Annotated in this window: 16 protein-coding genes; 2 read left to right on the top strand and 14 right to left on the bottom strand. The window is 46.4% G+C overall.

Features of this window, described 5'->3' with window-relative positions; all coding sequences use genetic code 11:
- Positions 1-157: 157 nt before the first annotated feature.
- The 8 genes from HRU42_RS01600 to fabB form a co-directional block, all read right to left on the bottom strand.
- Positions 158-3,178, bottom strand: coding sequence for an Ig-like domain-containing protein (locus tag HRU42_RS01600; RefSeq protein ID WP_295028388.1), 3,021 nt, complete (start codon positions 3,176-3,178; stop codon positions 158-160).
- A 39-nt stretch (positions 3,179-3,217) separates the two neighbouring features.
- Positions 3,218-4,258 carry a hypothetical protein gene (locus HRU42_RS01595; protein WP_295028386.1) on the bottom strand — a complete coding sequence of 347 codons (1,041 nt, stop codon included), beginning with the start codon at positions 4,256-4,258 and terminating at the stop codon, positions 3,218-3,220.
- A 20-nt stretch (positions 4,259-4,278) separates the two neighbouring features.
- On the bottom strand, positions 4,279-4,983 hold the full coding sequence (locus HRU42_RS01590; RefSeq protein ID WP_295028384.1) for a hypothetical protein: 705 nt from the start codon (positions 4,981-4,983) through the stop codon (positions 4,279-4,281).
- Positions 4,984-7,686 (bottom strand): TcfC E-set like domain-containing protein, encoded by a 2,703-nt coding sequence (locus HRU42_RS01585; protein ID WP_295028382.1) that lies wholly within the window; start codon positions 7,684-7,686, stop codon positions 4,984-4,986. It abuts the gene before it with no gap.
- Positions 7,683-8,210 carry a hypothetical protein gene (locus HRU42_RS01580; RefSeq protein ID WP_295028380.1) on the bottom strand — a complete coding sequence of 176 codons (528 nt, stop codon included), beginning with the start codon at positions 8,208-8,210 and terminating at the stop codon, positions 7,683-7,685. Before HRU42_RS01580 ends, HRU42_RS01585 begins: the two co-directional genes overlap by 4 nt.
- Before the next feature lie 99 nt (positions 8,211-8,309).
- On the bottom strand, positions 8,310-8,861 hold the full coding sequence (locus HRU42_RS01575; RefSeq protein WP_295028378.1) for a hypothetical protein: 552 nt from the start codon (positions 8,859-8,861) through the stop codon (positions 8,310-8,312).
- A 911-nt stretch (positions 8,862-9,772) separates the two neighbouring features.
- Positions 9,773-12,070, bottom strand: coding sequence for a peptidase U32 family protein (locus HRU42_RS01570; RefSeq protein ID WP_295028376.1), 2,298 nt, complete (start codon positions 12,068-12,070; stop codon positions 9,773-9,775).
- Positions 12,071-12,556: 486 nt separating this feature from the next.
- Positions 12,557-13,768 (bottom strand): beta-ketoacyl-ACP synthase I, encoded by a 1,212-nt coding sequence (fabB, locus tag HRU42_RS01565; RefSeq protein ID WP_295028374.1) that lies wholly within the window; start codon positions 13,766-13,768, stop codon positions 12,557-12,559.
- Positions 13,769-13,879: 111 nt separating this feature from the next.
- On the opposite strand from fabB, the gene mnmC reads away from it, so the two are divergent.
- Entirely contained in the window at positions 13,880-16,045 is a 2,166-nt protein-coding gene (gene mnmC / locus HRU42_RS01560) for an FAD-dependent 5-carboxymethylaminomethyl-2-thiouridine(34) oxidoreductase MnmC (protein ID WP_295028372.1), read from the top strand.
- A gap of 80 nt (positions 16,046-16,125) precedes the next feature.
- Here the strand turns inward: mnmC and HRU42_RS01555 are convergent, their stop codons facing one another.
- The 6 genes from HRU42_RS01555 to prmB all read right to left on the bottom strand — a co-directional run bounded on the left by HRU42_RS01555 (position 16,126) and on the right by prmB (position 21,898).
- A complete protein-coding gene (locus tag HRU42_RS01555) occupies positions 16,126-16,719 on the bottom strand; it encodes an RNA methyltransferase (protein WP_295028370.1) in 594 nt (197 codons plus the stop codon).
- Positions 16,716-16,985, bottom strand: coding sequence for a YfcL family protein (locus HRU42_RS01550; RefSeq protein WP_295028368.1), 270 nt, complete (start codon positions 16,983-16,985; stop codon positions 16,716-16,718). The genes HRU42_RS01555 and HRU42_RS01550 overlap by 4 nt, the downstream gene beginning before the upstream one ends.
- 128 nt (positions 16,986-17,113) lie before the next feature.
- Positions 17,114-18,238 (bottom strand): ATP-NAD kinase family protein, encoded by a 1,125-nt coding sequence (locus HRU42_RS01545; RefSeq protein WP_295028366.1) that lies wholly within the window; start codon positions 18,236-18,238, stop codon positions 17,114-17,116.
- A gap of 119 nt (positions 18,239-18,357) precedes the next feature.
- Positions 18,358-19,530, bottom strand: a complete 1,173-nt coding sequence (locus tag HRU42_RS01540) for an MFS transporter (RefSeq protein WP_295028364.1) — start codon at positions 19,528-19,530, stop codon at positions 18,358-18,360.
- Positions 19,531-19,702: 172 nt separating this feature from the next.
- Positions 19,703-20,797, bottom strand: coding sequence for a chorismate synthase (gene aroC, locus HRU42_RS01535; RefSeq protein ID WP_295028362.1), 1,095 nt, complete (start codon positions 20,795-20,797; stop codon positions 19,703-19,705).
- A gap of 159 nt (positions 20,798-20,956) precedes the next feature.
- Positions 20,957-21,898 carry a 50S ribosomal protein L3 N(5)-glutamine methyltransferase gene (gene prmB / locus HRU42_RS01530; protein WP_295028360.1) on the bottom strand — a complete coding sequence of 314 codons (942 nt, stop codon included), beginning with the start codon at positions 21,896-21,898 and terminating at the stop codon, positions 20,957-20,959.
- Between the two features lie 231 nt (positions 21,899-22,129).
- Between prmB and smrB the strand changes: the two genes are divergently transcribed.
- A partial coding sequence (gene smrB / locus HRU42_RS01525; RefSeq protein WP_295028358.1) for an endonuclease SmrB occupies positions 22,130-22,604 on the top strand: 475 nt, incomplete at its 3' end.

The following is a 22,604-nucleotide window of genomic DNA, read 5'->3' as shown; positions in this document are numbered from 1 at the left end:
GATATTTAACATTTTATATTTGATATTTAAGCTTGTGGCTCAATTTTCAACCAAGCTATTACTGGATAAAGCTAGGGGACACAGATTTGCGATAACCTTTAGGATGGCCGCCAATGGCGGCCGCCGAGACATCCCGGCCTCGGATCGCGCAAGCGGCCTAGAGCGCGTCAGTTGATACGCATGAGGCGAATAGGCCGGCATCTACATGGTGGTCACTGGAGCCGCCATTGTATAAACTTATAACCCTATATAGTGAACTACTCTTGGTTTTCGACCCATAAAAAATCGTGGCAGTAAAACCATACTGGAGCCATTTATTGCCGCCGAAATTATAAAAACTCTCAAGCTGGGTAACAGTCGGTCGAGTCCAATCACTCCTCCCCCCAATGCGCAGCTGCGCGAGGTCTTGACAATAACGGTCATGTTGACCGCCATTGCCATTCGAATCTCCACCTAGCTGGTCAAAAGTAGCAAAAAGAAATCCTACTGGGCCAAACATTCCCTCGTGGTCAAAGAGGAATCTATATGACTTAGCCTGGCCACTGTCTCCAGTAGACTGCGTATACCCCAGATAATTGATCAGAGCTTCACTCGGCGTGTTAGTGAACCAGTTACCAGATGCATCCGCAGCGACCTTTAAACAGACTCCGCCGGCATTAGCCTTATCGTCATCATTAACGCCTCTGCCGCACAAGGGCACCATTTGTGTCGATACGCAAGATGCCATCCTGCCAGAAGTTGATTCATTGTAGCCGTCTCCGCCGGCATTCCAGCGGTTGGTATGCAGTTTCATGTATTTTTGAGTGCCAGAAGGTTTATATGACCAGTAGTCGGCGCGGGTATTCTTACCGTCGCCTTGCAGTGCTTGTTTGTTACTCAGCACCCCTGGCCAGCCCCGATACGCGACTGCGGCCTCACCATGGCCCTCAACATAGCGACGTATCGCCTGATCATCTTGTTGAATTGGGCGCCAATCTGCTCGTCCAGCTGTTTCTTGGAGCCTTAAGTGGTTGCACACGCTTTCATTGCCCAGGCTATTAACCAAGCCTATTTGTACGCCTGCCCCCGAGGTGCCATGCCCCTTAATGCCACCCTCTATATCTGCTGCAAAGGCCTGCATCTCAGCATAGGTCAGTGGCGGGTGCCACAATACATCATCGCCCAAATCAAGCACACTCGGGGCTGGCAGTTCAGTCCACTCTAAGGTGACACTCGCCTCGCCGCCGCCAGCATGAGTGATGGTCACCGCGCCACTATTGAGCGTCGATGAGGCAGTACTGCCCACCTCCACATGTTGGGTGCGAGTGACTTCAAAGCGGGCCACGCCAGCGCCTTCCGTGGTGACATCATTTGGGCAGGTAAGTCCATCATCACAACTTATGCTCAGTGACTCACCAAGCAAGACATTGTCGTTGATATCCACCAGTTTGGCATGAATAGCCACCTGCTGACCGCTCGCCTCGCCGGTGAGCGCCGTTAATACTGTTGCGCTGGCATCCCCTATGACTCTAATATCGGTTGAGGCCTGAGGGTATTGAGGTGAAAATATGCGCACTACTCCGGCGGTCGTCGCGCTCAGCGTTGTGCTCGCTCGGCCATTGGCATCTGTGGTAACGTAGTACTGAGATAACGCTGCATCATTGGTGGCGTGCAAATAAATCACCTTATCTGCCACAGGCTCGCCCGCTTCAATAAATACCACATCAACCGTCACCTGGTCTAGACCATCGGCAACAATTTGCGCCTTGTCGGTGTTAAGATTTAAGCCCTCAGCGTTAGACTCGGTAACGCAAAGCATTGCGGTTTTGTCCCCGGAACCTATATTCGCATTCGCATTACCAGTGCGTAAACTGCGGCCCCAATATTTGCCCTCACCATCAGTCTCCGTTGAGGTGTTAGGCGTGTTGCTCTCGACCCAAGCATAGGCGCTGACGATGCCGCCATCGTAGAGGCTTAGATGGTCAAACCAGAAGGCGTCTACATCGGCCTGACTTGCCTGCCTCCATGAGTCCGAGCCTGCGATATCGAGCGCATCACAACGCCACCGCCCTTCTGCATGGCCCCTTATCACTGTCATGCTAGGCCCATAAGCGGGGTTGGTGTTAATCAATACGCCTTGAGATGTGTCCAAACCTTGACTGCCAGCCTCTTCGAGCGTCAACGGAGGCAGCCATTTCAGGCCATTGTATTTGATGACTTGTGGCGAGGTTAAGTTCAGCGTGATGGTGCCGACCGCATAACCGCCGCGGTTATCGCTCACCACATAGCTGATATCGAAGCTGCCTTCGTCTCGAAAGGTGTGGGTTTGCACCAGAAAGCGCGTGTTAGTGAGATTGTTGTTATCCGCATCATCAATCCAGGCATCTAGGCTCAACCCGTGCACAGCCACGAGCTGCATCGCTGCGCCCTCGACAGGACTGTCAACGAGCTGAGCAATATCAATCTCAAACGGCCCTGAGCCATAATAATCTAAGCTATCATTTTGTGCGGTGGGAGGCGTTATCGCATCATCTGACACGCTGATATTGATGCTGCCCACCTTTATCCCCATTTCAGGGGACACGGAATGAGACAGGGTATAGTTAATCAAGGCAAAACCCGCGCCGCCGGCATTAAATTCTATCTGAGCGATGGAGCCAGGCACCTTACTCGCCGTGCCTACGCCTAAGACCATCAGGTACTCGTCGAGCACGTAATTGGCCGGAAAGTCGCTACCTAGCTGAGTTTGAATGTCGATATCATGCATCCCAGCCCCCACAAACGCCACATTAATTGCCACTAAACGACTCTCTTCAAGTGTATCTGGGGTGATAAGCACAGTCACATTGCCCGGAGCGGTATTATTTTGCGTAGCATATTGATAATGACAACTGCTGCTTACACTGCCAGCCTCTATGCTAAACGACACATGACTCACCACAGGGGCGTCATCACAAGAGCCGCCCGAGTCGTGTTTTAATGCCACGCTCGACAAGGGCCCAGATGCAACACCCTCAAGATCTATCTTGTGGCTGAGTTGCGGCGCTACGGCTAGCACTGTGTTTTGGTTTTCACCGTCTGGGTAGACAGGTGACGATTCAGGGACGCTAGGTGAAGAGGATGAATCATCACCACCACAGGCGCTCAGCATGACTGCGCACCAGAGCGCGAGGGGGAGTTTAAACATAGTTAGTGACATAACATTTTCTCAGCATTGGAGTAGTAAAGTATTGGAGTATTAAAGTATTGGCTCAATACTTAACCAAAGCGTTTCTTGGTACAAACCCGATAACACATCTTCTGCTCTCGTCTCCATGTCCTTGCCATAGGACATCTTTAGATCAAAATTGATCACTGTCTGAGGCCTATCCACGACAATGTTAAATGCTGGATATGCGTTAACTCCTGAATGTATCCATTTGAATGCCTCGCACCTGCTCGCGCCAGTACCGATACAATCTAACGAATAGGGAATGGCGTTGTCGCCATGCTCATGCTCTAGCTGATAAACATCACCAGCAGACTCTCGACGCAATGTCAGCGACACGCCGGAATGGAAATTCCCGACAATATTTACGCCCGCTATCGCCTCAGCTGATACCGTTTTTGCTACCACATCATAATCTGCTGTCATTGATAACGAGCCAGATATGCTGGCACTCATGACCTGATTAGGCTCATAAATCAATTCGATAACCAAACTATGTTGACGCACACGAGGCATGGCAACACCCTGATAAGATTTAATAAAATAAGTGACACTAAAATCGACACGGCCGCGATATGTGCCATTAATGGCCCCTGTGGATAACAATCCATCGGCAATGCTGGCATCATCAACAGCAAAAATAGGTCTAATAAAAGCAAATGGAGAAGTTGGACTCATGTGCTCTAGCCATCTGGCGGCTCGCACACCGGCCCCAACTAACGATATTTCTGGCGGTGAAAACGTCCAATTGACGCTGCCAGGGAGCGACGAGGCATCCGCCCCCTCAACGGCACCACTGCCTCCAATATGATATTGGAACCCCTTGATGTCTACATAGGCATCAAAGCTAGGTCCGGGACCGGTAAAAGTGACATTGCTCGACGGGAAAGACACCAGCCCACCTGGTACCCAAGCGCTGGTAGCTTCATTTGACACAACAGGCTGCCAGAGGAGGGTATCACCGCCATCAGTAGGTAAAATGTGCTTCCACTGTACGTCTGAGCCTTGAACGACCGCCTGCACGATAAACGTTTGCGCATCGACTCGCAGAGGCAATAAAATCAATAGCATTGCTAACCAATAACATCTCATCAGTGAGATATCTTCACTGTATGACTTTGACGGTATTGCCTATTGTGGTTGGTCACTATCACATCAAGTTCATCAGCACGCACCAGATCTCTGAGCTTGATATGCAACTGACGCCCGCTCAGAACATGGATGCGTTGCTCACACTGTTTGCTGCGCTGACCTTTTTCACAATTCGTCACATGAACCACTGCCAAGGTATTGCCCTTGTTGTGAATGGAGAGTGTTTCACCATCATAGGAGAATGAATAATCCATTTTAGACTCTTTGGCTGGCACGACTATGTAAGGCGAAAAACCAATCATTAACTCGGTATTCGTGCCTTGCTGCAACCCGCCTGGCGGGGTGTACGGTGCGGGGGAAAAGTCGACTTTAAAAACGCGGTCTCTTTGACTCGCTTCGGTGCAATCAGACTTGCATTCCACGCGAAAAGCTTTGGCCATATTAGGATAAAGCACCGCTCGTGCGGGGTAGACACTGAAATCCCAACTACCAACATTATCCCGAGTATAAGGTGTCGAGGTGAGTTTATCTTTCGATACTAGGATTTCACTGATGCGACTGATCAAGAATAACGATTCTGGCGCATCGTTTGTGATCGTTATGTGACCGCGCCCACCTTCATCGGTGACAAGAAATAAGGTACTTATTTCGACACTCAGTACGTTAAATGATACAAAAAACCACAATATTACAACATATTTCATTTATTTCATCTCCATTGCCGAGACTATCGCATCGATATTTTTCTCAGTTGAAACCGTGAACACATTCATTTTACTTAACTCTTTCTTTTGCTCGCTTAATAACGAAGCGGGATCTATGTAGACATACCTAACATCATTGATTGTTTTGACCGTCGGTGAAATCCCCATTCGAGCCAGTTGAGCTAAGAGAGTAGCCAGCTGAATCTCGGTGTATTTGCCAACAAATATTGGTGACGGGTTGGTATCGTGAATATCGAAGGGAATGAGCTGCTCAGCCATCAAGCCAGGAAGACAAATCCCTCGTTTAACATTATTTTCAATTGAGTCTTCCATCAAACATAGCGCACCGTCAGCAAAGAGTTGTTTAGATTTATCACTCTTATAATGAACCCTGAATGCACCCTCTATAGACAATTTTTCAATACCTAAACATGCATGACCATAACACTGAATATTTTCGACGGCTTGACCTTGAAGATTGTCCAACACTGCAATATAACTTTCAGGCATGAAAAAATCGGTATTTAACACCATGACATGGCCAGGCTGGCTAAACATGCTAGCGCTAACATCTCCCACATTATTAATCCCACTGTAATCGCTATCTATGGATACGTTTGCCTCAACATACTCTGGCATTGGGAGCAATAAACTTGTGTTGGCCACCATGCTTTGTGTTCTCGTCAAACGCGCGTTGTTATAAAGTCTGACCCTTGCTATATCATCCGAGTCTAGAACTGTGTTGGTTCCTTGGTCTACTATTGCAAAAGAACGCGCTTTATCTTTAGTAAAATCGACTCCGTTAGCACTTATTATTTGCGTGCCTGAATAACCAAGCGATCCGCTAACGTGCCCTCGTTCATCGACATATGCGTAACCATCAAGATAACCCCAATCCATTGCGCCATTGTAGGTACCAGTCAAGTCATAAGAGGAGTTGCGCTCATCGCCTGATAGGTGCGCCGCAGCAGCAAGCGATCCTCTATGCCTCCCATGCCCCCAAGAGGTGGCTAGCGTTTCACTCGTTCTAGAATGCTTGCCGCCTATAAACGTGCTGCTCAGTCGGTTTTCAACACCCTTGCCGATAGGGAGTCTCCAAGTAACAGATGTGAACAACTCTTCACCTTCTCCCCAATCACCATACTCGACATTGACATCGAAGGTAGAACTCCAAAATGAAGGAAAATTATACCCTAGGCTGCCAGAGTAATACTCGCGTTCAGCCGAACTTGAAGTCTCTGATTCCAGCCGCCAAACCCCACGCACATAAACGTTCCCCCCAGATAATGGGGCGCTATAAGTGATGTTTAAATCTTTAAATGCTTCACTAGAAAATAAAAAACCAGCAAGTTCGCTGTCTGAAGTATCCCCAGTAAGTTGGCGGTATTCTAATCCAAAATTCCCCCACCCCATGTACCCCCGCACAAACTGGGCGTCATCAGACAAGACGCCAGCATTGACTTCTACAAACTGATTACTATCATATTGATGGCGAACACCGAGTTGTAAATATTGCTCTTCGGCACCGACTGTGGCCCCTAGTCCTAACAAGGTTTTTTCACTCGAACGATAGGAGATTAACCCCTGGCCGAGAGGCTCACTTTGCAGTGCGGAAACATCATGTCCAAACTTTCGCATCTGGGACAAACCTAGCACATAATCCCAACCTTTGACGGGTAGTGCATATCGATTACTATTGACAATACTACGGGTTTCCGAGAGATATTCTCGTCCTGCAGAAATGACTTTTATGGTAACTCTGTATACCCCTGTTGGAAGTTCGTTGTAGTTTATCTGCTGCTGACCAACATCGACTATTTTCCGGTAAACTATTGAATCCCCCCTCAATATTTGCAATTCACCTGGAGTGGGAGCAAAAACAGTTAACGATTGTGACGCAGAGGTCCCACCTAAAAGCAATTTATTTGACGAGCCAATAAACACACCTTCTTGTTGAAGTTGACTGAGCCCGTTATTCAAAAAATCAGTCGAATTAAACTCGACGCCATATTCAAAACGGCCCATTTTTGCTTCAACACTTTCAATATTTAACTGGTAATATAATTCGTCGACTGTGAATTGGCTGTCATCATGAATTTTATAATCCGTTTTGGCACTCATAAATCCACGAGGGAGCCCGAGTGTCGTTTCATTGGTAATAAAAAAACTCTGGTTACCATCGCCACCCGAAGAAAAAGATGTTCGAGTATGATTAATAACGGCACCGGTTTTCACATCTAACAGGCTGTCAGCGTAGTTTTTTTCTATGTCTTCGGCATTAAAGCTATCTGGTGCCACAAAAACCAGCAACTCTCCAGCATCAAAATCGAATAAGTAAGCTGTCGATGTCGGCGTTAACACGCAATCTCCTATCATGCCCTGACACTCGAACGTATTTGATACGCCTTGCGCTAACTCTGATATGATCTGCTGTATGACACTGGACTTAAGGCTGTGTGTTTCCAAGGCGTCCGCAATCAACATCTGTGCTTGTGGACTTTCTACCCTGACACCGTCGAAGGTGACATAACTGTCAATGCCACGCACACGCTCCATACCATAAAAATGTAAACTGATTTGCTGATAGCTTTCGATGAACATATCAGCAAAGCCATCGGGGTAATGTACGTCAGTATTTGCTGTAATACTAAAATGAGGCGACACACTAAATAAAAACGAAATTATCAATAACTTCAATTTCATAACGATACTCTAACGTTTAATAGTGTGTGACCTAGGCATGAATACCCCGCAATATTGTCTTCAGCAATAAACTCGTCAAATGCAATTCTTAACATATGTCGGCCAATTTGGTTGCCGCCTTCATCAAGTTCACCACCAAACAACCAAGTATCATGCTGTTCGTCTGCAATCATCATCTCGCGCTCATCGATGAAAAACCTGACTGGCAACACTTCAGCGGAAATCAATGCAGCCAAGGGCTCACTCTCCAATGTACAAGTATATTGACCTTGAGATAAATTGAGCTCGTAAGCTGTACTCTCGCCGCTACTCACAATATTGAAAGAATATAAACCATCACTAAATTTCTGTGTGTTGGCATCGAAAAATGTGGTAACAACCGTATTACTGGTGGTATTAATCCAAATAGTATCATCAGTAAACATTGATTTATCGATAGCGGTTTCCCAATACATTTGCAAATCTATAGCGAATAAAGAAAAAGAAAAAAAAGAACATAAAAAAACATAAAAAAAACGCGTCATGGCAAATATCATAAGAAAGATTAAAAACAATTATAAGAAATAATTGCATAAGTTTATTTATGCAATTATTTTTACTCTGATAAAATCAGATTACGCGATTTAGATTGAACTCGTATCTAGCGTCACATAAACAGAGTTTTTAAATGTGACGATGGCGCCTTCGAGTTGACCTTCAACAATGTCAGACAAGTCGATACCTTCTCCAGAGATATAGACGCTGTGACGTTCGTTATTATTTTCGACAAGGCCTTCATAGTTAATTTGTGTTGCGACAGTACTATTACTTAACAAACTCCAGAATCCGCCATTGCTCGGGCTGCTTGCCCATATCTGAGTGGAGGGTACAACAACGATGTCTCCTAACGCTTCCGATTGAACTTCAAATACTATCTTGGTGTCAGAACGTAGGGTATCAATACTGACTGTGATTCCATCGTTATCCAAATTCAGTGAGATGTTTTTAAGTTGGGCGTCGATCGGAATAATTGTTACATTCTCGCCGCCAACGGGCAAGGGGGATATAGTGCCCGTCCATTGGAACTCTGCGACAGCAGCGCCTTCAGGCGGAGTCTCTGTGGTTGCGGCAACAGCAAAAGAAGCGATAAGAGAAGCAGACACTAAGGTAGAGATAAGTGAAGATTTAAATGACATGTAACATTCCTAAATAGGGTTAATTGAAGGGTTTATTAATATCCCTGTTATTTGAAAGGGCATATTACCTCTCGCGGACGTCAAATAAATTTTTTGCACATTATTTTATCTTATTTTTATATTATATTTAAATTATTTTAATATACCCTATATTTTACATGGAGATAGAAGAGGAAAACCTGTAACCACAAACAGTATAACGATCAGTTTTGGCATGATAACCCTCCAAATCAGGCGTCTTTACGAGTCAATCAAAGGCGTACATATGTGAGATAGCCGTATCACGCTTATGCAATGTGAAATAAACGTGTCGTTAACGCGCGGTAAAGGTGTAGGCAAGACGTCACAGTAATCAAAGAGTAAGTAAACAGATAAAGCGTACATTTTAATATAAACGAACAATGCTGTACTTATGTCAACAACCATTTAATGCAAGGTGTTATTTCCGCACCAAGATCACATCAATCAGCATCAATGATTTAATTTTAACAATGAGACCATATTGTTATTGCTGCATAAATAATTTAGCTGTGAGCAACTTATGGGAATTAATGACTATTAAGGAAGGCTTGGTCTGCATCTAGTTAGATTTTATTTCAGATATTTTCTAAGGGTGAAATATAACCAAGACATATATAATCCTGATTACCCATGAACGAGAAGCATATTTTATTGAACAGGCCTTTGTATATGGACATACCTTGTTGAACTGGCCGTTAAACATGGAAGTTGTTGGAAACTGCAGAGCGTATAGGGACATAGTCGCCCAGTGTCACAGAAGTGTTTGCACTTAAGGTCGTGATCACATCCTTACGCAGCACCTGCCGTAAGCAATTCATACCAACGACGTTACGCTACTTAGCAAACTAATCAAATAACAACAAAGCCCAATGACCGAGTTATCTCACAAGTTACAGCCCATTGTGGTATTGCAATACCGTCGATTGCGGCACCATCTTGTCTAGGCTTGTCACCGCATTAGATTGCTCTGCGCCGCTGAGGAGTAGCTCAAACTGTTTGATGAGCAGCACCTTGTCGGGAGATGGCTTATTTCCGGCGCCAATATTAGTTAAATCAATCATAAAGCCATCAAAGAGATGGGCCAGATCCTCAATGATCTCAGTATTTAAGAATTGGTCTTGATTATAAATACTTGGATAGCCTGCTTTTTGCTTATCGATAGCAAACTCATCACCTTTGAGATTGGTGATGCTGGTAGATTTATCGCAAGACAGCATACAGCCATTGTCGATACGCGGTTTTTCACAACCCACACTTTGCTGGAAGAAGCACTGTCTGCTCGCCATAAGCAAAATAGGGTGATAAATGCTGTATAGCATTTTGAAGTTTGCAGGTCGTGCAATATGTTTAATTTGATTCTGATTGATTTCGTTAGAAATAAAGGCGCCGTGACAATCAAACAGCTCTTGCATGGCCAATAATGCATAAGAGTTAGTGGTGTTTAAAAATGGACCCGCAATCCATTTAATCCCAAGTTCAAAGGCGCGATTGGCGATACCTGTATTATTGGTGACAATAAGCTCAGGTTGCACTTGCTCTAAAATATTCAGTGCTGCATCAAAGTCTTTACCAATTAGCACTGATGAGAACCAAGGAATAAGACGCGGGTTTTGTTTGAAAAAATCGACATATTTAGTACAACCGCGTTTATAGGCATCGGGTAACTTAAAGTAAATGTCGGCATCGGTGACATCGGCAAGGGCGATATCTGCCTCATCACAGATCAATATAGACAGTTTAGGCCTCTGTGTTTCAGGCTTTGGATACCTAGCCAGTTTAGGTAGCTCAACGGCTGGTAACACTGGGGTACCATGATTAAGTTGCAATAGCACTTGCTTCTTTAAGCTTGTCAGCTCTTTAAAGGGAATGTTAAGGCCAGCGGCTAAATCATCAGTGACTAGCTGCTGCAGGTCGAACTCTGCATTATTTAAACTCTTAAATCGCTTCTCAATCGCACTGGCATCTATGCTGGCATCATCACTAATCGTTAGCAGACTAGCAGACTGCACAGTAAAGGTTTTATCCTCTAGCTGGGTATGGCCAATAATAACGTCTTGAGTGCTCACGGTAATTGATAACGGCTGGTCCAATTGACCCGAAAATGTCAATGTCAGTGGCAGTTTTTCTATGCTTAGATGTTTAATTTTATCGTTAACAGACGCTTGAATTTGGCTCTTTTCTACCTGTAATTCTTGCTCCGCATCATGAATTTGTACTACCGAAATAGACTTTAACCCATTGTGAGTGAGCTTATCTTTAAGGTGGTTTTTCGAGTTGTCACGGGGATTATCGATAAACATCGACTGATTTAAGTCCCCCTTTAGAAAGGAGTTGGTCAGATCGCGGTTAAATACCTTATAGAGGCGCTCACCATCTTCAAGCAGCTCTCCGGTAGCAAGAAAGCCATCTATCTGCTTACGAAAGCTGTCTATTACTGTATGGACGTAACTTGCGCCCTTTATACGCCCTTCCACCTTAAACGAGTGAACACCTGCTTCTATCAATGCAGGTAGATCGAAAAACGCCGAGTTATCTTTGATATTGAGCGGAAAGTTATGACCTGTCTCAGTGGTTTCATACTCTTCACGGCAAGCTTGACTGCAACGGCCGCGGTTACCTGAGTTACCCACACTGGCCGATGTGGAATAGCATAATCCAGAGAACGCTATACATAAGGAGCCATGCACAAACACTTCAGTGGTGATGTCGTTTTCACGACCCGTCGCGGTTAATGCAGCAATCTCACGTAAATTAAGCTCTCTCGATAAATTAACTCGCGAGGCGCCTAACTTCTTTAAAAAAGGAATTTGACCAAGATTATGGGTTGTTAGCTGAGTCGATGCGTGAATGTCTAATGTCGGGAAATGCTTTTTGAGTAAATGAAACATGCCAATATCTTGCACTATCACACCGTCTAATGTGGTGTTAACCAACTTACTTAGTAGCTTTGTCAGTGACTTAAACTCATTTTCTAAAATAACTATATTCAATGTAAGAAAAATCTGACATTGATACTGGTGAGCTAGCCGAATGATACCAACAAGTTCCTCAAAGGAGATATTAGCAGCACGGTTACGGGCATTGAAGGTATCTAAGCCGCAATAAACAGCGTCGGCTCCGGCAATAATCGCCGCTTTTATCGCATCAACATCTCCGCCTGGTGCTAATAATTCAATCTTTGGATCCATGATGACAACTTGTTGTTAGAAATTTAATGGGGGGGATGTTACCCATATATTTTGCTAATGAATATCGTTAAAGTAAATTATTCGCAATTGTTATCGATAACTGAAGCCACAATTGAGGCGACATTAGCGGCATACAAGGTTTTCTATCTTGCAGTCTCTAGCCATTAGATGACAATAAAGCCCAATGAAATCGCAGCAGATCCTGCGACTAACTAGTTATCCATGCCAAATTGACATAACTATCTCTACGAGAATGCCAGACATAACGTAAATTTGTAGCTATCCATGCCAAATTGACATAACTATCTCTACGAGAATGCCAGACACAACGTAAATTTGTAGCTATCCATGCCAAATTGACATAGCTATCTCTACGAGAATGCCAGACATAACGTAAATTTGTAGCTATCCATGCCAAATTGACATAAATGTTCCAGACATAAAAAGGGAGCCTAAGCTCCCTTTGCGTAACGTTCAGATTGAAGCTTACTTATACTTTCTCATGACCAAGGTCGCATTAGTGCCACCGAAACCAAAACTGTTACTCATCACTGTGGTGAGTTCGGCTTCACGGTATTGAGTCACGACTGGCATACCTTCGGCTTTCTCGTCCAGATTATCGATATTGATACTCGGCGCGATGAAACCATGTTCCATCATGATCAGGCTATAGATAGCTTCGTGAGCACCTGCAGCGCCGAGTGCATGACCCGTCAGCGACTTGGTCGATGCTATCGGTGGCAAGCTATCACCGAAGGTTTCACGCAGCGCTTCAAGCTCACGCATGTCACCGACTGGCGTAGATGTGCCATGAGTGTTGATGTAATCGATAGGCGTATCGACATCGGCAAGCGCCATCTGCATACAACGTACGGCACCTTCTCCTGATGGAGCAACCATGTCATAGCCATCTGATGATGCGCCGTAACCTATGATTTCGGCGTAGATTTTCGCGCCACGTGCTAATGCATGCTCAAGCTCTTCGACGACCACGATTCCGCCGCCACCTGAGATAACGAAACCATCACGGTCTGCATCATAGGTACGAGACGCTTTTTCAGGCGTGTCATTATATTTAGTCGACAGTGCGCCCATGGCATCGAAGCCCATAGTCAAGGTCCAATCAACCTCTTCAGAGCCACCGGCGAACACCATATCTTGCTTACCCATCTGGATAAGTTCAGCGGCATGGCCGATACAGTGAGCACTGGTTGCACAGGCAGAACTGATTGAATAGTTCATGCCTTTAATCTTAAATGGCGTCGCTAAGCACGCACTCGCGGTGCTAGACATGATACGCGGCACGATATACGGACCGACACGCTTAACGCCCTTCTCACGCAGTATATCCGCGGCTTGTACCTGGTTAGCCGATGAAGCTCCACCAGTACCGGCTATGATACCCACACGAGGATCTGAATACTGCTCTTCAGTTAGACCGGCATCTTTAATGGCTTCAGCCATGGCAACATAGGCATAGGCTGCGGCTTTACCCATAAAGCGCAGTGCTTTACGGTCGATATGTTCTTTCGGATCTAACGTGATATTGCCCCAAACACGGCTGCGAAGTTTCATTTCTTCAAACTGAGCAGAGTGGGTAATGCCACTGCGGCCAGCTTTCAGTGACTCAGTGACTTCTTGCTTATTGTTACCAATACTTGAAACTACGCCAAGTCCGGTGATCACGACTCTTTTCATTATTTCTTTCCATTTAGTACATTTAGTACTGTCAGTACTAAATTTGCTACGGCAATAATATCGCTTTTAGCGCAATAAAGTGGTCAGCTCTCCATAAACACGGGTAAAATAATGCCTAAAGTAAGACACAGAGTAAATTCCTTGACCCAAGAACGTGAAAAAAAGATGGTAAATAGCCGTAATTGTAGTCATTTTGACTTATTTCATCAGCAAATAGCTAACATGTGTCCGGACAAAAAAAAATTATCATTAGGGCAAATAGGACTCTGTGATGTGCAGCAACTGCTATCAGTCATCTTATTGCAACAAAAGTCCATGGCAAAGACTCGATTTTATGTGAAAATTTTCGAATCCGATTGCTCAGCCGTTGAGCGCATAAATCTGCAACTCGTCACACTTAAAACTCAGTATCGAGAGGCCCAAGCGTGCCAAGAACCGGCCCATACAGATTTAGGCTCTGACTCTGATGTAGTGTATGGCTCATGTTCAGATCAGCAAGCTGCAATAAAACAGCTTATCGATGCCAAGCTAGTGGCAATACCTGGCTGTCAGAGACTGATTTTAAATCGAGGCCGTTGCCTCATCGACCTGTATCTCGGTGATATACACTCAAGTTTAAGCCAGACTTTAGCGCCTGCAGATCCTGCCTCTTATATCCAGGCCTGGCTGCACACGTCAGCTCAACACTCACTGGATGAGCAAACATTATGGCAGATGGCAAAACTCAGCAGTAATACCGCCTTGCTATCAAGCTCGAACATGAGCCAGCAACAGACTAACTTGGCCCAAATAGCGGGCTTTGTGCTAGCCAACTCTTTGTTTAATGACTCAACACCACCAAGGAGCGTTCTCCCCCCTGCATCGGCTCAGTTAAGTGACGAGATATCCCAGCAAGAGCGACGGGCCTTAAGACAAGCTCAAGCCAATGAGTTTCAGCACTATCCTCAGTTACCGGCAAAAGAGGGCGCTATTGCTGTCATAGGGGGTGGCATTGCCAGTACTCATCTGGCGCTATCCCTGGCGGAGCGAAATAAAAGCGTACGGCTTTTTTGTCAGGATGAGGCCTTCAGCCAACAAGCTTCAGGCAACAAGCAAGGCGCAATTTATCCCCTGCTCACCCCGGATAATGGCACCCTTAGCCAGTATTTTCAGCAAGGTTTATTATTTACCCGCAGACGATTAACCACCCTAGTCGATGAAGGCTTTAACATAGCCAATCAACTGTGTGGTGTCTTGCATACTGGCCACGATGAACGCAGCCGCGGCAGAATCAACCGCATCATCTCGGCTCAGGCCTGGCCAAAAGAGATAGCCCACAAGGTATCCGCACAAGAAGCCAGCACTCTAGCCAGCATTGATATTGACCAAGAAGGTGTGTTTTATCCATTAGGTGGCTGGATAAGTCCACCAGACTTTACCCAAGCCGCTTTCGATAAGGCTAGCCAAATTGCCGATGTCAGCGCCTTATTTAACTGTAACATCACCCGTATCGAGCAAATCCGAGGTCAGTGGTACCTGTATCAGTGCACGGGTTCTCATTCAGGAAATAGTGCTGACACAGGCAATGAGACTGGCTCTGAGAATGACAAAAAGGATGCTAAAGAGAAGAATGAAGTTAAGCATGGGCCCTTCAGCACCTTAGTACTGGCTAATGGCCATGGATTAACTCAGTTTGAGCAGAGTAAACTCCTGCCAGCAACCGGGTTCAGGGGGCAAGTCAGTCATATTCCGGCCCGCAATGAGTTGGCAAAGCTCACTACGGTTCTGTGCTCCCACGGCTACCTGACACCGAGTAATGACCAGCTTCATTGCACAGGTGCCAGTTATGTTAAAGACCCTGAGCATCTGGATTACTGTCCTAACGAGCAGTTGGATAATCTTAAAAAAATGCAGCATAGCTTTGAAAATAAAGCCTGGGTCGACGATATAGATATCACAGGCCACAGTGCCAGAGTCGGTGTGCGCATGGTCACTCGTGATCACGCGCCCATGCTGGGCTGCGCCCCCGATACTGATGTCATGTTAGAAAATTACCAGCTACATCAACATACTAAGGCCAGCATCAAGTTCTGGAAGGATAATCCTGCCCCCATTCATCATGGGCTGTTTATTTTGGGCGGCCTAGGTTCGAGGGGAATTACCACAGGACCACTGGCTGCCGAGGCGCTAGCGTCTCAACTTTGCGGAGAGATAATACCACTGGATATGGCTACGTTAGCCCTGCTTAACCCCAATCGAATGTGGATGCGTAAACTGATTAAGGGTAAGGCACTCTAGTCAAGCCGAGTCGAGCTTCCATGAACCAAAGCCAGAGGCGTTTAGGCCTCTGGCTTGGGTTTACATTAGCGAAATACTTGTTATTTCTGCGTTTCGGCTCCTGCCTGTATTAGCGCGTTTTTAAGAGAGTGTCTGACTCTAACTCGATTATTGTTATCTCGACTTTGCCTGATAAGCGCATCATCGGCGATCTGTATATTAGTCTTGGCTAAACGGTCATAGAGTAACACGTTGACCGACGACGCCAGATTCATGCAACCTATGGTGGGTACATAAACCACAGCATCGGCTGCATCGATAAGGGCTTGATCTATGGTGCCGTCTTCGGGGCCAAACACATAGATTGCTTTATCGGGGTGAACAAATTCTGGTAAGGGTATTGCGCCTTCGACTAGATCGACGCACACCAGTTTTAAACCATCTGTCAGCGCCGATAAAAGATCGTCCGTTGCAGTCAGGGGAATATGCTGCCCCGCCCTCTTAGTATCGGTATTGTACTGCTCGCCTCTGTGTTTAGCGGCAAGCGCATAGCGTTTTCCCGTGTATAAGATCTCATTAGCCTGATAACAACCTGCCGCTCGCATCACACCGCCCACATTGGTCGGGCTCTTGGGATTGACTAAACCAATTTTAACCAGGCTTGTCGGCGCTACACTTTCGGCGCAACTTGTCACGCGCAGAGTCTTTCATTCAGTTGCTGCCATGCAGAGGCGACCAGAGCATAATCCGTATCATCGAGCTCTTGCTTAGCCAGCTCCAGACACACATGCATCTTCTCATCTAGCGCATCTATGCCTTGCACAGTTTCTGCTTCTAACTGAGAGAGCGCCACCGCAAAATGCCCCTGAAGGTAACCACTGGCAAATAAGGCATCTTCATCCCCTTTCGCTACGATATCGTCTATCCACTCATATAATGATGTTTCATACTGCTCTAACATGGTAACTCCACTCTTTCTTTATCAATACATGCCGCTCATTGGCAGCAAGGCTCGATCTTTATGTGTTTATCCGCTCTATCCAGGTCGGGATTAGCAAACTGATACATGAACCTGTGATGACAGCCAGCTCAAATCAGATCGGGATTAGCAACCTGATACATGACGTAATCATGGTAGCCTGTGATGACTCGATAATAACCACACAGGTCTTTGTCTAATTCAGGGTCGCCACTATCCACAATTAAGGGCCTTCCTTCAAGTGCTTTTAACTTAGTTTTTGTCGCTAAAATGATGATGTTGTCCTTGCCAACGCGTTTAATCAGCTCACTGGACAGCTGTTGGTTACCTCGCCCAAGAATATGTCCTTGCCCGCCTATCAGGGTAATAACTAACTTAACCGGCTGATCTTTAGTCATATCCAATAATTGTCTGGCACCTAGGTCGGTACCGATAACTTGACTGTCCTGCACCAAATCGACACCCAACAAGGTGTTTTCAAGCTGCAACTCATTCATCATGGCGGCGACAGTACTACCAGAGCCGATAATATAAAGCTCATCTTCCATGTTCTCTATCACTTCGGCGGCGATATCACTCAGCACCAATTCATCGATTTCTATTCCGCCCATCTTGACCGCCTGAATGTACCTTGGCTCGGCGGGTACCAACATCTCACCATAACGCTTGGCTCTGACGGTGCCTTTTCTGAAGGCAACCTCATCGATATCCATCACATCGGCGCTCATCAGGCTAACCAACTCACCATCGAGTAGCATCTTAACCACCATGCCTGATGCATGGGGCGTGATACCGTATACGCCTGAGTGGATCTTGACCCCAGCGGGGACACCGAGAACCGGCATGTTTTCATCGGCCACTGAATAAACATCCCGCGCAGTGCCATCTCCACCAGCAAACAGCAGTAAATCTAACGCTTCATCTAACAGATGTTTAACCACAGCCTGAGTATCTCCGGCTTCACTCTTGCCGGAAACCTGATGCACCACACGAACATCGAAACCCATCTCTTTAGCCAAGGTTTCACCCATGTCGCCGGAGGCGGTGATCACCTCAATCTTATCTTGATAGCCTGCAATCACCTCGAGTGCCTGTTGCATACGTAAATGCGCCTTAGGCTTAGCTCCGCGCGCCAGCGCCTCTTCAGCCACACCATCACTGCCCTTGAGTGCAACGCTGCCACCAAGACCTGCGAAAGGGTTGATGATTAACCCCAGACGAAATCGAATTGCCATGTACTGTCCTTTATTGTGTCTGATAAACATGCACGCTATAAAACGGTCACATATAAGAGTGAAATAACTCAAGTTAGGCCATAGAGTGCCCGTGTGACTCTTTTAGAGCGAGCCAGTATTTAAGCTGTGTATTGATTGCTCTTGATCTGCTTAGGTATAAAGCAAACGGCCAACATGGCAAGAAAAGCACAAATCGCCGCGCCAATCCAGGCTAAATAAGCCCCCGAGCCGTCTCCCCAGATCATGCCGCACAGCCAAGTACCCAGCGCCCCACCGACGCCGAAGCTGAGACTGGCATATAAGGCTTGCCCTTTACTTCTGTGACTCGCATCGAAGCGGCTATGAACGAATTGAATCGAGGCTGCATGGACTAAACCGAAGGTAAAGGCATGCAGCAGTTGGCTAAAACCAAGCCAGATAACACTGTCGACCAAGTAGGCCATTAACAACCAGCGGATCCCGGTAACACCTAAACTGATCACTAACAATCGTTTGACTCCAAACCGCCCCAATAGCTTCGGCGCTATGATAAACATCAATATTTCGGCCAGTACACCCAGTGCCACATACATACCCGCGACGGCTTCTGTGTACCCCGCTTGCTTAAGATAGAGCACGAAGAATCCATAAAATGGCCCCGCACTCATCTGCAATAATATCGCCGAGATTAAAAACCAGACAATCCCTTTATCTAAGGTGAGCTTAGGCGTATCGCCTTTCGCCTTCACCACGGCACGATCCGAAGGTAAAGGCAGCGCACTGAGCAGTAAGCCGATGAATAATACCATGCCAACATAGGGTAAGATCTCAGTGCCCCAAAGGGAAATGCCAAAGCCCACCCCCACCACAAAGACCAAATATCCCAGGCTGCCAAAGCTGCGAATAGCGCCGTAACGCGCAGTATTCTCGCCTAATGTTTCTAAGGTGATCACCTCGAGCTGAGCCAAGATAGCATTCCAGAAAAAGGTATAGACACACAGACTGATGGCCAGATAGGTGAAGCTGCCATCATAGAAAAAAGTGACATAGCTTGCTGCTGCCGCAGCCGCTCCCCACTTGACGAGCTGGGCACGCATGCCCGTCCTGTCGGCCACCATGGCCCAAACATTGGGTGCTATGATGCGGGTGGCCATTAAAATCGCCAGCAAAGAGCCTATCTCCTGAGGATTAAAGCCTCGATTTTCGAAGAAGACCCCGAGATATGGCACCATCACGCCCAAGATGGCAAAGAAGAAGAAATAACAGGCGCTGATCCAGCGCAGTTGCATACTGACTTGAGATGTCTGATCCATGATGTCGCTTCTTATATAAAACAGCCGCCTGCGTATTTATCGCCGCAACAAGATAAGAGAAAAGGGCTAGCCCCAACCTAGTTGGGATAAGGTTAAAAATGACAACAACAAAAAAGGCGCCTCCGAATAAAAAGAGGCACCTGCGAATTCATTTAGCACACATCAATGTTAATTAACGCATACCTATCTGAGGTGTGCTGCTGTGCACATCCATATTTTGCGCCCTGTGCCTAAGCAGATGATCCATCAATACGATGGCAAGCATAGCCTCGGCAATCGGCACGGCGCGAATGCCGACACAAGGATCATGGCGACCTTTAGTCACAACTTCAGCGGTCTCCCCTTGAGCATTGATGCTCTCCCCTGGGATGCTGATGCTCGATGTGGGCTTCATGGCGATATGAGCAATAATGGGCTGACCCGATGAGATCCCCCCCAGAATGCCGCCGGCATGGTTTGAAGCAAAGCCTTCGGGGGACATCAAGTCTCTATGCTCCGAGCCTTTTTGATTGACCACCTCGAAACCATCGCCAATTTCGACACCTTTAACCGCGTTGATCCCCATTAAGGCATGAGCAATCTCGGCATCGAGTCTATCGAAGACCGGCTCACCTAAACCAACAGGGACACCTGTGGCAACCACAGATACCTTGGCACCGATAGAATCGCCACTCTTCTTCAGGTCCCGCATGTACTCATCGAGCGCCTCGAGTTTTGACGCATCGGGGAAGAAGAAGGCATTTTGTTCAATCTGACTGAAATCTATGGTGTCGGCCTTGATGGGACCAAGCTGAGATAAGTAACCCTTGATCTCGATACCATGAACTTGTTTCAGGTATTTTTTAGCCACGGCGCCTGCAGCCACACGCATGGCAGTTTCCCGTGCTGATGCACGTCCACCGCCGCGGTAATCACGTAAACCGTATTTCTGCTGGTAGGTATAATCTGCATGTCCCGGACGGAACAGGTCTTTAATGTTGGAGTAATCTTTACTGCGCTGATCGGTATTTTCAATCATCAAACCTATCGAGGTACCTGTAGTTTTACCCTCGAATACGCCGGATAAAATACGCACCTCATCGGCCTCACGTCTTGCAGTGGTATAGCGAGAAGTCCCAGGACGACGTCGGTCAAGGTCATGTTGCATATCTGCTTCATTGAGCTCGAGTCCCGGTGGGACGCCATCGATAATACAACCTAATGCGACACCATGGCTCTCACCAAATGTTGTCACTACAAAATTTTGTCCAATACTGTTTCCCGACATCCGCTCTATTAACCTCTAACTAGTTTTAAGATACTCTGAATTTGTACACAAGCCGAGATTAGCTTAAATGAGCAACAGGTGACAAGCTTAAATACACTAACTCATGCGTTAGCCTTTTTTATCACCAGCGCTCATTGAGACTTGTTGAGCCTGTAATTATTACTTGTCTTTGAAGATGGCGAACAGAGATTCATTTTCGACTAGCTGATCACGGGTCAAGACAAACACACCGTCACCGCCATTTTCGAATGTCACCCAAGTGAACGGCACGTCGGGGAACTGCTCCATCAGGTGCACCATGGAATTACCCACTTCGACGATCAATAAACCCTCTGTCGTCATGTAGTCGGCTGCATTTGCCAGAATACGTTTCGTCAAATCTAGCCCGTCACGCCCTGATGCCAGACCGATCTCAGGCTCGTGCTGATATTCATCGGGCATGTCACCGATATCTTCCACGTCCACATAAGGCGGGTTCGACACGATAAGATCGTAGTGTGGACCTTTTGGTATCGCAGAGAAAATATCTGATTCGATAGGAAAGACCCTATCCATCACGCCTAAACTCTCTATATTGATTTGCGCGACATCGAGGGCATCGGTACTGATATCCAGTGCATCCACTTCTGCTTCGTCAAATTCATAAGCACATGCGATAGCGATACAAGCGCTGCCTGTACATAGGTCCAGTACACGGTTAACTTGCTTATTATACAACCAAGGGCTGAAACGATTAGCAATCATCTCGGCAATGGGAGAGCGCGGCACCAGCACACGTTCATCGACAAAAAACTCAAGCCCGGCAAACATGGCCTTGTTGGTCAAGTAAGGAACCGGTAGGCGTTCCGTTACACGACGAACAATAAGCTCGACGATTTTATGCTTCTCACTGCTGGTGAGATTAGAGTGGATAACTTGCTGACCTAGCGCTTCAGGCAGATGAAGGGCATGAAAAACTAAGGCTATGGCTTCATCCCAAGCATTATCGGTTCCGTGGCCATAATAAATATTGGCATCATTAAAACGGCTCACGCCCCAACGCAACATATCACCTATGGTACGTAGCTCAGTTACGGCTTCATCTACAAAAATCTTATCCAAAACTCACTCCAGCATAAATATTCCGTTTCATTGTAACTGAACTCTATTCATAAGGCATCGGATTCAATAAAATAGCAGTATGATTAACGCCGATCATCACTATAATTTAGCTTTTATGTTGGTTTATACCTAAACGACCTCGAAATGCAGTATTGAGCATGTCGAGAACTGGCTTGGGTTGATTAGCATCTACCGCGGCTGCAAACGATTTTAAGGTTACAAAATAGACACATGAAGAATAAAGACACCTCTGAAGACCAAGATCTATTTTCATCTATGACTAAAGGCATTAAACCCTTCAAGCAAGATAAGCGTCACTTCAGATCCGAGCCAAAAGATAAGAAAGTGATCGAAGAGAAAACCCAGCAGCTCCATGCCGACAGCTATTTCTCAGATACCTATCAACCTCACCTGCCCAGTGAAGGACCGATGCGCTGGTCACGAGATGATATTGATAGTTTCGAGCTAAAACGACTTCGCCGGGGAGATTATCAACCGGATCTACTCTTGGATCTGCATGGTATGCGTCAGTCGGAAGCAAAACTTGAGCTTGCGGCGTTAATTCAAGCCTGTATTAAACAGCAGTCTCATTGCTGCTGTGTCATGCACGGCCACGGTACGGGGATCCTCAAACAGAATATTCCCATGTGGTTGGCCCAGCATCCACATGTGAAGGCTTTCCATAAGGCGCCCAAAGAATGGGGAG

This window comes from Shewanella sp. (assembly GCF_013214165.1).
Classification (GTDB): domain Bacteria; phylum Pseudomonadota; class Gammaproteobacteria; order Enterobacterales; family Shewanellaceae; genus Shewanella.
The sequence above is the reverse complement of the archived record's forward strand: the minus strand, read 5'-3'. Positions and strand labels throughout refer to the sequence as shown.

Bases quoted from the DNA above. Each gene is read 5' to 3' on its own strand.
- HRU42_RS01570 (WP_295028376.1), bottom strand. From the start codon at position 12,070: ATGGATCCAAAGATTGAATTATTAGCACCAGGCGGAGATGTTGATGCG.
- HRU42_RS01540 (WP_295028364.1), bottom strand. From the start codon at position 19,530: ATGGATCAGACATCTCAAGTCAGTATGCAACTGCGCTGGATCAGCGCC.
- HRU42_RS01590 (WP_295028384.1), bottom strand. From the start codon at position 4,983: ATGAAATATGTTGTAATATTGTGGTTTTTTGTATCATTTAACGTACTG.
- HRU42_RS01575 (WP_295028378.1), bottom strand. From the start codon at position 8,861: ATGTCATTTAAATCTTCACTTATCTCTACCTTAGTGTCTGCTTCTCTT.
- mnmC (WP_295028372.1), top strand. From the start codon at position 13,880: ATGCCTAAAGTAAGACACAGAGTAAATTCCTTGACCCAAGAACGTGAA.
- fabB (WP_295028374.1), bottom strand. From the start codon at position 13,768: ATGAAAAGAGTCGTGATCACCGGACTTGGCGTAGTTTCAAGTATTGGT.
- HRU42_RS01595 (WP_295028386.1), bottom strand. From the start codon at position 4,258: ATGCTATTGATTTTATTGCCTCTGCGAGTCGATGCGCAAACGTTTATC.
- HRU42_RS01545 (WP_295028366.1), bottom strand. From the start codon at position 18,238: ATGGCAATTCGATTTCGTCTGGGGTTAATCATCAACCCTTTCGCAGGT.
- HRU42_RS01600 (WP_295028388.1), bottom strand. From the start codon at position 3,178: ATGTCACTAACTATGTTTAAACTCCCCCTCGCGCTCTGGTGCGCAGTC.
- HRU42_RS01585 (WP_295028382.1), bottom strand. From the start codon at position 7,686: ATGAAATTGAAGTTATTGATAATTTCGTTTTTATTTAGTGTGTCGCCT.
- HRU42_RS01580 (WP_295028380.1), bottom strand. From the start codon at position 8,210: ATGACGCGTTTTTTTTATGTTTTTTTATGTTCTTTTTTTTCTTTTTCT.
- HRU42_RS01550 (WP_295028368.1), bottom strand. From the start codon at position 16,985: ATGTTAGAGCAGTATGAAACATCATTATATGAGTGGATAGACGATATC.
- aroC (WP_295028362.1), bottom strand. From the start codon at position 20,797: ATGTCGGGAAACAGTATTGGACAAAATTTTGTAGTGACAACATTTGGT.